Here is an 11,929-nt window from a genome sequence, read left to right as displayed (position 1 = left end):
CATGCTGACTTATCCCGAAATCGACCCGGTAGCCATCGCTATTGGCCCGTTGAAAGTGCACTGGTACGGACTCATGTACCTGGCCGGCTTTGTCGTCGCCTGGTGGTTGGCGCTGCGGCGCAGTACCAAATCCTGGTCACCGGTCATCAAGTCCGAAGTGGAAGACCTGATTCTCTACTGTGCCATCGGCGTCGTGGTCGGCGGGCGGCTCGGTTACATGTTCTTTTATAACCTGCCGCAGCTGCTGGACAATCCACTGTCGATGCTGCGGGTGTGGGAAGGCGGTATGAGCTTCCACGGTGGCCTGGTCGGCGTGATGCTGGCCACCACGCTCTATGCGCGCAAGATCGGCACAACCTTCCCGGCGTTGATCGACTTCGTCGCGCCACTGGTACCCATCGGTCTGGGGCTCGGCCGCATCGGCAATTTCATTGGCCAGGAACTCTGGGGGCGCCCGACCGATGTGCCCTGGGGTATGGTATTCCCGCGCGATCCGGATCTGCTGGTGCGCCACCCGTCACAGCTTTACCAGGCCTTTCTCGAGGGGCTGGTGCTGTTTGCCGTGCTGTGGTGGTTCTCGAGCAAGCCGCGTCCGCGCCTGGCCGTCGGCGGCCTGTTTGTCACCCTCTACGGCGTCTTCCGCTTCCTGGCGGAGTTTGTACGCGAGCCGGACGGGCATATCGGATTCGACCTGTTTGGCTGGATGACCCGGGGCCAGTTGCTGAGCCTGCCGATGATCGTCGCCGGTATTGCGCTGTTGGTGTGGAGCTACCGCACCCAGCCGTTGCCCGAAGGTCGCGCCGGCAAGGGTGGAAGTAATAAACAGGGGCGACCCCAGGTAAAAGGCGGAGCACAGTAATAGATGAAGCAGTATCTCGACCTGATGCGCCATGTGCGCGACCACGGCACTCAAAAGAGCGATCGTACCGGCACCGGCACATTGAGTGTGTTCGGCTACCAGATGCGCTTCGATCTGGCCGAGGGTTTCCCGCTGATCACGACCAAGAAGTGCCACCTGCGCTCGATCATTCACGAACTGCTGTGGTTTCTGCGCGGCGATACCAATATCGCCTATTTGCGCGAGAACGGTGTGCGTATCTGGGACGAGTGGGCCACCGAAGAAGGTGACCTCGGTCCTGTCTATGGTCATCAGTGGCGCTCCTGGCCGGCGCCGGACGGACGTCGGATCGACCAGATTGAGCAGTTGCTGGATCAGCTCAGGAATCGCCCGGACTCCCGCCGACTGCTCGTGAGTGCCTGGAACCCGGCCGACCTGCCGGATGAGGGCGTATCCCCCGCCGACAACGCCCGCGCGGGGCGCATGGCCCTGGCACCCTGCCACGCGCTGTTCCAGTTTTATGTGGCGGACGGCAGGCTTTCCTGCCAGCTGTACCAGCGCAGCGCGGATATCTTCCTCGGTGTGCCGTTCAATATCGCCTCCTACAGCCTGCTGACCTTGATGCTGGCGCAGGTCTGCGGCCTTCAGCCGGGCGAGTTCATTCACACCTTCGGCGATGCCCACCTCTACTCGAATCACCTGGAACAGGTGGACGAGCAGTTGAGCCGCCAGCCGCTGCCGCTGCCGCAGATGCACCTCAACCCCGATGTGACCGACCTGTTCGCATTCCGCTTTGAGGATTTCGAGCTGCGTGGCTATGAGGCGCATCCGCATATTCCCGCGCCGGTAGCGGTCTAGGGAGTCGGCGATGAGCGAAATACCCATTGCTCTGATCGCGGCCGTTGCGCGCAATGGCGCCATCGGGCGCGATAACGAGCTGCCCTGGCGGCTGTCTGGCGACCTGCAGTTTTTCAAGCGCACCACCCTCGGCAAGCCGGTGGTCATGGGGCGCAAGACTTTCGAGTCAATCGGTCGCCCGTTGCCGGGACGCAGCAATATTGTGATCAGCCGCAACCCCGACTGGTGCGCCAATGGCGTAGAGTCTGCGCCGACGCTGGAGGCAGCGTTACAGAAGGCGCAACAGTACGCTGCCGAGGTGGCCGCGACCGAGGTCATGGTGATTGGCGGTGCGCAGATCTACCGGCAGGCACTGCCGCTGGCCGAGCGTCTCTATGTGACCGAGGTGGATGCCGAGGTGGACGGGGATGCGTTTTTTCCGGAGCTGGATGACCAGTGGCGCGAGAGCAGTCGCGAGTGTTACCCGGCGTCGGACAGGGATGAATATAGCTACTGCTTAGTTCAGTACGACAGGTTGAAATAAAAACAATTTGATCAATAGTTGATCACTCTGTTAAATTCCAACGCTGCTTACACAGGGAATGTCGCCGCAATTGTGTGCATGCGACTCGGTTTTGTTACCCGGTTGTTACCTTGCTACTCATGCGGGCCGATACTGTCAATCGGCATTTGAATAATCAAATCGGCTGTTTACAATGTGCGGCTCTTAGCTGTCTTCAAACCACTGTTTTTAAAACAAAAGGACACCGCGTTGTGGCAGCTAACTCATCGCGACCATGTTGTGAAATATTGAACCCACTGGGGGGTCTAATGAAAACCAAGCGATTCATGGCTGTGGCGCTGACCACTGCGCTGTCTGCCGGCGCGCTCTACGGCAGCGTAGCCACTGCGGATACTCTCGATAACGTACTCGCCGTCGGCCAGCAGAAAACCACTGCGGCCCAGGCCTCGCAAAAGCGTATCGACAAGATTGCCGAAGAAACCAGCAGCCTGCTGCAGGATTTCAAGGTCGTAAACAAGGAGATCGATGGTCTGCGTGTTTACAACCGTCAGCTGGAAAAGCAGCTGGCTAACCAGCTCGCCGTAATGAAAGAGCTGGACGAGTCCATCGAAAACGTCACCGTGATCGAGCGTCAGATCCAGCCGCTGATCCTGCGCATGCTGGAAGGCCTGGAGCAGTTCGTTCAGCTGGACGCGCCCTTCAAAATCGAAGAGCGTATGGCCAACCTCGAGAACGTTAAGAACAATATGGACCGCTCCGATATCACCGTAGCGGAGAAATTCCGTCAGGTTCTGGAGCTGTACAACTTCGAAGCGGAATACGCCCGTAAGATCGACAGCTATAGCGACACCCTGAACGTGAACGGTCAGGAGCGCGAAGTAAACGTGCTGCAGGTTGGTCGTGTTGCCCTGCTGGCGCAAACCACCGATTCCAAGACCTCCCTGGCCTATGACAAAGAGCAGAACGCTTGGGTTGAAATCGATTCCGGCGAATACCGCCGCGCCCTCATGAACGGCCTGAAGATCGCTAAGAAGCAGGCCACTATCGACATCATGACCATGCCGATTCCGGCTCCGGAGGCAGCGCAATGAAAACCTCTATCGCCAAACGCGTATTAGTAGCAGCAGCGGCTGGCCTGATCAGTTTCACCGCCGTTGCCCAGGATAAAGCCACCTCTCTGGACCAGCTGCTGAAGATGGTGCAGCAGTCCAAGATCGCTGAATCCAAAGAGCACAAGCAGCGCGAAGCTGAGTTCCGCCGCCAGAAGGCCAACCAGCAGGCACTGCTGACCCAGGCGCAGAACACCCGCGCCTCTGAAGAAGCCCGCTCTGAGCGCCTGGAACAGAAGTACCAGGAACAGGAAGTGCTGGTTCAGCAGAAGCGTCAGCAGCTGGACGAGCGTCTGGGCTCCCTGAAAGAACTGTTTGGTCACCTGACCTCTACCGCCGGCGACCTGCGTGCCAACCTGGATAGCTCCCTGGTATCCGCGCAGTACCCCGGCCGTACCGAGTTCGTTGACACGCTGATCGACAAAATGAACTCCGCTACCAAACTGCCGACCATCGAGGAAATCGAGCGTCTGTGGTACGAACTGCAGCGCGAGACTGTTGAGTCCGGCAAGGTAGTCAAGTTCAGCGGTACTGTAATCAAGCCCGACGGCGAGCAGGTTGAACAGGAAGTTGTCCGCGTAGGTAACTTCAACCTGGTTTCCAACGGCAAGTACCTGGAAATGAACGACGCCCACAAAATGGCCGAGCTGATCCGTCAGCCCGACGGCAAGTACCTGAGCATGGCTGAAGACCTGCAGGCTGCCACTTCCGGCTTCACCGCTTTCGGTGTTGACCCGACTGGCCCGACCGGCGGTTCCTACCTGAAGGCCATGATCAACAGCCCGAGCCTCGTTGAGCGTTGGCACCAGGGTAGCATCGTGGGTTACATCATCACCGGTGTTGGTGCGATCGCCATGCTGCTGGCTGTCTGGCGCCTGATCGTGCTGTCCGGTGTTAGTGCCAAGGTTAGCGCCCAGCTGCGTTCCTCTACCCCGAACACCAACAACCCGCTGGGTCGTGTTCTGGCTGTAGCCGAAGAGAACAAGGGTGTCGACGGCGAGACTCTGGAGCTGAAGATGGAAGAGGCGGTGCTGAAAGAGCGCCCGGCCATCGAGTCCGGTCTGAACCTGTTGAAGATCATCGCCATGGTGGCCCCGCTGCTGGGTCTGCTGGGTACCGTAACCGGTATGATCATCACCTTCCAGGCGATCACCATCTTCGGTGCCGGCGATCCGAAAGCCATGGCTGGCGGTATTTCCTCCGCACTGGTAACCACCGTTCTGGGTCTGTGTGTCGCTATCCCGACTGTACTGATGCACACCATCGTGAACGGCCGCGCCAAGCGTATCCTGCACATCCTCGAAGAGCAGAGTGCTGGTATCGTGGCGGAAAACGCCGAGCGTAAATAAGAGGAGGCGGCAACATGCACGCATTAAATGACGCATGGGCCGCCGTCAACGCCTTTATGGCGTCGGGCGGGCCAGTACTGTTCCTGATCGCCGGCCTGACCTTCTTTATGTGGACGCTGATATTTGAACGTGTCTTCTACTTCAATAAAGGGTTGAAGAGCGACGTTCAAGGTGCCGTAGACCAATGGGAAGAGCGCCCCGAGCGCAAATCCTGGAGTGCGCACCAAATCCGCTATGCACTGATCTCCCGGGTATCCGAGAAGATTCAGGACAATATGGACATGATCCAGGCCTGTGTTGCCCTGGCGCCCCTGTTCGGGCTGCTGGGTACGGTCTGGGGCATGATCAACGTGTTCGAAGTTCTCGCGATCACCGGTGGTGGTGACGCCAAGCAGATGGCCAGTGGTGTATCCATGGCAACCATTCCTACCATGGCAGGTATGGTTGCGGCCCTCTCTGGTGTATTCGCCAACACCTATCTTACCCGTAAGGCAGAGCGCGAAACCCAGCTGCTGGAAGACCATCTGACGATGGATCACTAAGGCACCATATAAGGCGAATAGGCGAGCTTATTTGCTGTGAAGGTTTAGCCAAGCCAGATATTTTCGCCGGGGGTGCTCCTCGAGGGCCCCTCGCCGAAAAAGTTCGCTAAGAGAGTTGCTATGAGCAAAAGACAAAATACGGCCGAAGAAGAAGCAGGAGCGATCGACCTCACGCCCATGCTGGACGTGGTGTTTATCATGCTGATCTTCTTTATCGTCACCGCGACCTTTATCAAGGAGCCGGGTGCCGATGTGATCAAGCCGGAAGCGACGACCGCTGAACTCAAAGCCGCCTCTATTCTGGTAGCGATCAATGACAACAACGAGATCTGGATTGCCAAAGAAAAAGTGGATGAGCGCCAGGTGAAACTCACCTTGGAGCGCCTCTACGCTGAGAACCCGAAAGGGTGGTTGGTAATTCAGCCCGATAAAAAAGCGAGTATCGAGAAGATTGCCCTGGTCGCGGAAGCGGCTAAGAAAATCGGTATCGAGAAAGTTTCGGTCGCGACAGAAAAGAGTTAACAGCTTATGAATCCGGTAAGACTACTTGGGGCAGGTGTGCTGGCGGTAGCCACTACCTTCGCCCTGATCTTCACCATGCATCAGCTGATTGAGGCAAACATGAAAGCTCCCGAAGACGAGGAGCAGATCAAGGTTGCCGACGTCGTGATGCCTGAGCAGAAGATCGAAACTCAGTACGATACCAGCAAACCGGAAAAGCCCGACGAGCCGGAAACTCCGCCGCCGGAAATGCCGGAGCCTGAGTATGACGAGCCGAACCTCGATGACTCCATCAACATGTCTGCGCCGCGCGCGAATGCAGACCTGAAGGTGGGTGGTATCGGCGGCTTTGCCCAGGAAGGTGATTACCTGCCTATCGTTAAAGTACAGCCGCAGTACCCGCGTCGCGCACTGCAGCGTGGTATCGAGGGCTACGTGATCGTCGAGTACACCGTGACCAAGAACGGTTCAGTACGCGATCCGCGTGTGGTGGAAGCCTTCACTCTGGACGGCAACCCCACCACTATCTTCAACAGTGCCGCTATCAAGTCGGCGTTGAAGTACAAGTACAAGCCGCGGGTGGTCGATGGCGAGCCGATCGAAGTTCCTGGTGTAAAAACCAAGATCAGCTTCAACATGGCCAAGAACTAAAGGGGAAGCACTATGAAGTTGACGACCATGACGAAAGGTTTGTCCAAGTTCGTCTTGCGCACGTCCGTCGCGCTGCCCCTGGTATTGGCACCGGCGGTGAGTGTCACCGTACTCGAGGCGGCAGGTATCTCTGCTTCCTTTGGTAAAGCCGAGGCCCAGGAACAGACACCGAGCAAGCAGCAGACACGTAAAGTTCCGGCGATGCGGGAAAACGTGTTTAAGAAGCTGGGCAAGGTTCAGGAAGCGGCCGACGCGAGTAACTGGCCTGCGGCGCTGGCCGCGCTGCGGGAGATGGAAGCCGGCAAGAGCAAGTACAACGGTTATGAAGTGGCGCAGATGTACTACTTCTACGGTTTCGTTTACTACAGCATGGAGCGTTACAAGGAAGCGATCACAGCCTATAAGAAAGTGCTGGCTCAGGGTGCTGAAAACCTGCCGGTGGCACTGGAAGTAGGTACTCTGCTGACTGTTGCGCAGCTGTACTTCGTGACCGAAAACTACGATCAGGCGCTGAATTATCTGAACAAGTGGTTCGCCGTGTCCGATCGCGTTACTGCCGACTCCTACGCTCTGCGTGCACAGGCCTATTATCAGAAAGGTGATGAGGCCAAGGCGCTGTCGGACGTCAACACCGCGGTGTCGATGTACGAGAAAGAGGGCAAGGTGCCGAAGGAAAACTGGTTCGGTCTGCAGCGTTTCCTGTACTTCGAGAAGAACGACTACAAGAAGGTCACCGACATTCTCGAGAAGCTGGTCAAGCACTACCCGAAAGGGGAGTACTACAAGCAGCTGGCCGGTATGTACGGTGAGCGGAAGCGCGAAAAAGATCAGCTGCACATGATGGAAGCAGCCTACATCGCCGGTGCTTTGCAGAAAGAGAAAGAGCTGTTGAACATGGCCTATCTCTTCATGGGCAATGAAATGCCCTACAAAGGTGCCAAGGTGATCGACAAGGGTATCAAGGAGAAGAAGATCAAGCGCACCTCCAAGAATCTGGAAACCCTAGCGCAGGCGTACCAGATGGCTCAGGAGCTGCAGAAGTCGATTCCCGAACTGGAAGCCGCAGCCCAGTTGTCTGACAAAGGCGATATTTATTCCCGTCTGTCCAGTATCTACCTGGACCTGGACAAGAATGAAAAAGCCATTGAGATGGGCAACAAGGCGCTGAAGAAGGGCGGTGTCAAGCGTCCGGACCAGTTGTACATCGTGATGGGGATGGCCAATGCCAACCTGAAGAAGTACGACGATGCGCTCGCCAGCCTCAAGAAGGCACTGAAAGACGAACGTTCCAAGAAGTTCGCCGAACAGTGGATCACCTTCGTCGAGAGCGAGAAGAAGCGTGAGGAGCAGCTGGCCATCTGATTGCCAGACTCTCCACCCGAAAAGCCGCGCAGCAATGTGCGGCTTTTTTTATGTCCGGTGGTTGTAGCTGTTTAAAAAATAGACTTGGTATTGCGAATTATTTGAAATTTCGTATGGTTCGACTAATTAGTTAGGGTAGCTGATCAGCTTTTCCAAATCCGGTCCACTTCCAATGAGAGGGCTGGCGATTCAACACCAAACAATAATCAGGAGAGGTGTTATGGATAGAGCTGCTTTGCTGAATTCCAACCCCGTTGTTTTTTCCTTCCATCGTCTAGTGCATGGCGCTCGCCATCTGGCCCTGGCCGGCGGGATTACGCTGTTGTTGATTCTGGCCATGAGCCGACTGATTGCTGCGGATTTCACTGAGCCTGTGCTCGAGGAGTATGTGCCGATCAAGTCGATCCATCTGCCCGAGCTGACAGTGACGGTGGAAAAGTCGGAACCGCCTGCAAAACCCCAGGATCCACCGCCGCAGCCGGTCACTCGTGTGGACGATAAGGTTGTCGATCCGGTTAACACCACGGTGGTATTCAATCCACCGCTTCCCAGAGGCGATCAAGTGGATGCTGCCGTTATCTCACGGGATCCACTGCCGGTATTCAAGCCGGCGCCCCGCTACCCATCGGCGGCATTGCGCCGCGGTATGGAGGGATATGTGGTAGTTGAGTTCACCATCACCGCGACCGGAGCAGTACGCAATGTGCGTGCGGTGGCGGGCTATGACGGTGTTGGGAATCCGACGGACATATTCAATCGATCAGCGGAGGCGGCGGCCGCTCGGTTCAAGTACCAGCCGCAGCTGGATGATGGTGTGCCGGTGGAGCGCCACGGCGTGCGCAACCGCATCACCTATAAACTTGCGCAGTAGTGAAGTGAAAGAGCGGCCATAGGCCGCTCTTGCGTTGCTTTTCCCGTAATCAATCGATTTCCCGCACGGCGCCGCGGTCGGCGCTGGTGGCCAGCAACGCATAAGCCTTCAGTGCCTTACTGACTTTGCGCGGGCGTTGTTCGACTGGCTTCCAGGCATCTTTCCCTTTCGCGGCCATCGCGTCGCGACGGCGCTGCAGTTCCGCTTCGCTGATATCCACCTCGATCTTGCGCGCCGGGATATCGATACGGATGCGGTCCCCGTTTTCGACCAGGCCGATATTGCCGCCGGCCGCGGCTTCCGGAGATACATGGCCGATCGACAGTCCGGAGGTGCCACCGGAGAAACGGCCGTCGGTGATCAGTGCGCAGGATTTTCCCAGCCCCTTGGATTTCAGGTAGCTGGTCGGGTAGAGCATCTCCTGCATGCCCGGCCCCCCCTTGGGGCCCTCATAGCGCACTATGACCGCCTCGCCGGACACTACCTTACCGTCGAGAATGTGCTGTACGGCCGCCTCCTGGCTCTCGACGATATGGGCCGGTCCCTCGAACTGCCATAACTCCTCCTCCACGCCGGAGGTTTTGACCACGCAGCCGTTCGGCGCCAGGTTGCCGAACAGCACGGCCAGGCCGCCCTCGGCGGAATAGGCGTGTTCAGCCGAGCGGATGCAGCCGTTCTGGCGGTCGCCGTCGAGGCTCGACCAGCGGCACTCCTGGCTGAAGGCGGTCTGGGTCGGGATGCCGGCGGGGCCGGCGCGGTAGAAATCGTGTACCGACTCGTCATCGGTGCGGCGGATATCCCAGCGCTGCAGTGCCTCGGCCAGCGAGTCGCTGTGCACGGTGGGCAGGGATGCGTCCAGCAATCCGGCCGCTTCGAGTTCACCGAGGATCGCCATGACGCCGCCAGCGCGGTGGACATCCTCGATATGGTATTTCTGTGTATTCGGCGCCACCTTGCACAGCTGCGGTATCTGTCGCGACAGCCGGTCTATATCAGCAAGGCTGAAATCGACTTCACCCTCCTGCGCGGCGGCGAGCAGATGCAGGATGGTGTTGGTCGATCCGCCCATGGCGATATCCAGGGCCATCGCATTGATAAAGGCACCGCGATTGGCGATGGAGCGCGGCAGCGCCCGTGCATCGTCCTGTTCGTAATAGCGCTTGGTCAGCGCGACGATTTCACGACCGGCACGCAGGAACAGCTCCTCGCGGTCCGCATGGGTGGCGAGCAGCGTGCCGTTGCCGGGCAGTGACAGCCCGAGCGCTTCGGTCAGGCAGTTCATCGAGTTGGCGGTGAACATCCCGGAACAGGAGCCACAGGTCGGGCAGGCGGAGCGCTCGTATTCCTCGACCATCTCGTCCGAGGCGGAATCCGTGGCGGCGATCACCATCGCATCCACCAGGTCCAGTTTGTGCTCGGCGAGCTTGGTCTTGCCGGCCTCCATCGGGCCGCCGGAAACGAAGATGACCGGGATATTCAGCCGCAGCGCCGCCATCAGCATCCCCGGGGTAATCTTGTCGCAATTGGAGATGCACACCAGCGCGTCGGCACAGTGGGCGTTCACCATGTATTCGACAGAGTCGGCGATAATCTCGCGGCTGGGCAGGCTGTACAGCATGCCGTCGTGGCCCATGGCGATGCCGTCATCGACTGCGATGGTGTTGAACTCCTTGGCCACGCCGCCGGCCCTCTCGATCTCCCGCGCGACCAGCTGGCCCATGTCTTTCAGATGCACATGGCCGGGTACAAACTGCGTAAAGGAGTTGGCCACGGCGATAATCGGCTTGTGAAAATCGTCGTCCTTCATACCGGTGGCGCGCCACAGGGCGCGGGCGCCGGCCATATTGCGACCGGCGGTGGATGTGCGGGAACGATACTCGGGCATGACAAACATCCGGCTGTACAAATTGGGAGCGACAGCTTAGCAAAAAATGGCTGCGGCCGGGATGGTATCGCGCAGACTGCGAAGTCTACGGATGTTTCTAGGATGGGCGTTTCGAATTTTGTCTTACGCTAAGGCTTATTTTGCGGCGACAGGCATTTGCGCAAGACGCGGGAGTTGCGCTGGATGTTGTACAGCGACTGCCGCGAGGCAGGCAGGTCCCGCACGCTCACCTGGTTGAAACCCTGCTCGATAAACCAGTGCTCGGTCTGGGTGGTGAGCACGTAGAGTTCATCGATGCCCAGTACCCCGGCCTGGCGCTCGAGGTGGTGCAGCAGCTTGGCTCCGCGGCCACCGCCGCGAAACTCCGGGTGGATCGCCACGCAGGCGATCTCAGCGGCGACCGTCTCACCGGACGCCTCCCGGATTGGATACAGGGCGGCGCAGGCCACCGGTGTGCCATCCACTTCAGCCAGGGTGAAATGCTCGATCTCTGCCTCAAGTTTCTCGCGCGAGCGGCGCACCAGTACGCCCTGCTTTTCCAGCGGCCGGATCAGGCCGAGGATGCCGCCAACATCGGTAATGCGCGCGCGGCGGATCACTTCGTAACTGTCGCGGTAAATCATGGTGCCGGCGCCTTCGCGCCGGAACAGCTCCTGTACCAGTGCGCCGTCCTGGCTGTAGCTGAGCAGGTGGGTGCGCGGCGTGCCGGCGTTACAGGCGCGGATCGCGCAGCTCAGTGCTTCACTCTGTACCTGCGATGCCACCTGCTCCGCCTGCACGATGCTGAGCTCATGCACTTCTGCACCGTTGACCAGCAGCTGTGGTGCCTCGCGAAACAGCACCAGTTTTTCCGCCTGCAGCGCGCGGGCCGCTTCTGCGGCCAGGTCGAGGTAGTTCAGGTTGAACAGCTCACCGGTGAGCGAGGTGCCGAGTGGCGACAGCAAAACCAGTGCGCCCTGACCCAGCGCGTGTTCGATGGTGGCCACTTCCATGCGCCGCACGGTGCCGGTCCAGCGCAGGTCCATGCCATCGATCACGCCGATGGGCCGCGCGGTGACGAAGTTGCCGGATATCACTTTCAGCGCGGAGCGTGCCATCGGCGAATCCGGCAGCCCCTGGGAAAATGCCGCCTCGATATCGAACCGCAACTTGCCCACCGCGGACTTGATCACTTCGAGCGTCTCCCGGTCGGTCACGCGGGTGTTGCCGTGAAACTGGTTGTCGATGCCGCGCTCGGCCAGGGCGCGATTCACCTGCGCGCGCGCACCGTGGACCACCACCAGGCGCACACCGAGGCTCGCCAGTAGCGCCAGGTCGTGCACCAGGTTGCGAAAATTGGCGTGCTCCAGCGCATCGCCGGGAATGCCGATCACCAGCGTGCGGCCGCGCAGGTCGTTGATATACGGCGCGGCGTGGCGAAACCAGTTCAGGGAGGCGTTGTTGTCGCTCACTTACTTACAT

The 11,929-nt window shown here is 58.9% G+C and carries 12 protein-coding genes; 10 read left to right on the top strand and 2 right to left on the bottom strand.

The features are described from left to right. Window position 1: 1 nt before the first annotated feature. The 10 genes from lgt (at window position 2) to BLW36_RS08470 (ending at window position 8,583) form a co-directional block, all read left to right on the top strand. Window positions 2-859, top strand: a complete 858-nt coding sequence (gene lgt / locus BLW36_RS08515) for a prolipoprotein diacylglyceryl transferase (protein WP_091387265.1) — start codon at window positions 2-4, stop codon at window positions 857-859. Between the two features lie 3 nt (window positions 860-862). Beyond that, window positions 863-1,696, top strand: a complete 834-nt coding sequence (locus BLW36_RS08510) for a thymidylate synthase (protein ID WP_091387264.1) — start codon at window positions 863-865, stop codon at window positions 1,694-1,696. Window positions 1,697-1,706: 10 nt separating this feature from the next. Continuing rightward, the gene (locus BLW36_RS08505) at window positions 1,707-2,219 is read left to right on the top strand and encodes a dihydrofolate reductase (RefSeq protein WP_170833172.1); all 513 of its coding nucleotides are present in this window, start codon (window positions 1,707-1,709) and stop codon (window positions 2,217-2,219) included. A 287-nt stretch (window positions 2,220-2,506) separates the two neighbouring features. Then, window positions 2,507-3,289 (top strand): DUF3450 domain-containing protein, encoded by a 783-nt coding sequence (locus tag BLW36_RS08500; protein ID WP_091387263.1) that lies wholly within the window; start codon window positions 2,507-2,509, stop codon window positions 3,287-3,289. Then, a complete protein-coding gene (locus BLW36_RS08495; RefSeq protein ID WP_091387261.1) occupies window positions 3,286-4,656 on the top strand; it encodes a MotA/TolQ/ExbB proton channel family protein in 1,371 nt (456 codons plus the stop codon). Before BLW36_RS08500 ends, BLW36_RS08495 begins: the two co-directional genes overlap by 4 nt. A 14-nt stretch (window positions 4,657-4,670) precedes the next feature. Then, the gene (locus BLW36_RS08490; protein WP_091387258.1) at window positions 4,671-5,198 is read left to right on the top strand and encodes a MotA/TolQ/ExbB proton channel family protein; all 528 of its coding nucleotides are present in this window, start codon (window positions 4,671-4,673) and stop codon (window positions 5,196-5,198) included. Window positions 5,199-5,318: 120 nt separating this feature from the next. Continuing rightward, on the top strand, window positions 5,319-5,720 hold the full coding sequence (locus BLW36_RS08485; protein ID WP_091387251.1) for an ExbD/TolR family protein: 402 nt from the start codon (window positions 5,319-5,321) through the stop codon (window positions 5,718-5,720). A 6-nt stretch (window positions 5,721-5,726) separates the two neighbouring features. Continuing rightward, the gene (locus BLW36_RS08480; RefSeq protein WP_091387250.1) at window positions 5,727-6,350 is read left to right on the top strand and encodes an energy transducer TonB; all 624 of its coding nucleotides are present in this window, start codon (window positions 5,727-5,729) and stop codon (window positions 6,348-6,350) included. Window positions 6,351-6,362: 12 nt separating this feature from the next. Continuing rightward, window positions 6,363-7,712 (top strand): tetratricopeptide repeat protein, encoded by a 1,350-nt coding sequence (locus tag BLW36_RS08475; protein ID WP_091387248.1) that lies wholly within the window; start codon window positions 6,363-6,365, stop codon window positions 7,710-7,712. 220 nt (window positions 7,713-7,932) lie between these two features. Then, window positions 7,933-8,583 carry an energy transducer TonB gene (locus BLW36_RS08470; RefSeq protein ID WP_170833171.1) on the top strand — a complete coding sequence of 217 codons (651 nt, stop codon included), beginning with the start codon at window positions 7,933-7,935 and terminating at the stop codon, window positions 8,581-8,583. A gap of 49 nt (window positions 8,584-8,632) precedes the next feature. Here BLW36_RS08470 and ilvD read toward each other — a convergent pair whose 3' ends face one another. After that, window positions 8,633-10,468: a dihydroxy-acid dehydratase gene (ilvD, locus tag BLW36_RS08465; RefSeq protein WP_091388594.1), complete on the bottom strand. Its 1,836-nt coding sequence runs from the start codon at window positions 10,466-10,468 to the stop codon at window positions 8,633-8,635. A 128-nt stretch (window positions 10,469-10,596) separates the two neighbouring features. Next, a complete protein-coding gene (gene argA, locus BLW36_RS08460) occupies window positions 10,597-11,919 on the bottom strand; it encodes an amino-acid N-acetyltransferase (RefSeq protein WP_091387245.1) in 1,323 nt (440 codons plus the stop codon). Between the last annotated feature and the right edge of the window lie 10 nt (window positions 11,920-11,929).

Source organism: Microbulbifer marinus (genome assembly GCF_900107725.1).
Lineage (GTDB): Bacteria > Pseudomonadota > Gammaproteobacteria > Pseudomonadales > Cellvibrionaceae > Microbulbifer > Microbulbifer marinus.
Note: the sequence above shows the minus strand (reverse complement) of the source record. Positions and strands in the feature narration are given on the sequence as shown.

Coding starts and splice junctions, on each gene's coding strand:
- lgt (WP_091387265.1), top strand. CDS start 2: ATGCTGACTTATCCCGAAATCGACCCGGTAGCCATCGCTATTGGCCCG.
- BLW36_RS08510 (WP_091387264.1), top strand. CDS start 863: ATGAAGCAGTATCTCGACCTGATGCGCCATGTGCGCGACCACGGCACT.
- BLW36_RS08505 (WP_170833172.1), top strand. CDS start 1,707: ATGAGCGAAATACCCATTGCTCTGATCGCGGCCGTTGCGCGCAATGGC.
- BLW36_RS08500 (WP_091387263.1), top strand. CDS start 2,507: ATGAAAACCAAGCGATTCATGGCTGTGGCGCTGACCACTGCGCTGTCT.
- BLW36_RS08495 (WP_091387261.1), top strand. CDS start 3,286: ATGAAAACCTCTATCGCCAAACGCGTATTAGTAGCAGCAGCGGCTGGC.
- BLW36_RS08490 (WP_091387258.1), top strand. CDS start 4,671: ATGCACGCATTAAATGACGCATGGGCCGCCGTCAACGCCTTTATGGCG.
- BLW36_RS08485 (WP_091387251.1), top strand. CDS start 5,319: ATGAGCAAAAGACAAAATACGGCCGAAGAAGAAGCAGGAGCGATCGAC.
- BLW36_RS08480 (WP_091387250.1), top strand. CDS start 5,727: ATGAATCCGGTAAGACTACTTGGGGCAGGTGTGCTGGCGGTAGCCACT.
- BLW36_RS08475 (WP_091387248.1), top strand. CDS start 6,363: ATGAAGTTGACGACCATGACGAAAGGTTTGTCCAAGTTCGTCTTGCGC.
- BLW36_RS08470 (WP_170833171.1), top strand. CDS start 7,933: ATGGATAGAGCTGCTTTGCTGAATTCCAACCCCGTTGTTTTTTCCTTC.
- ilvD (WP_091388594.1), bottom strand. CDS start 10,468: ATGCCCGAGTATCGTTCCCGCACATCCACCGCCGGTCGCAATATGGCC.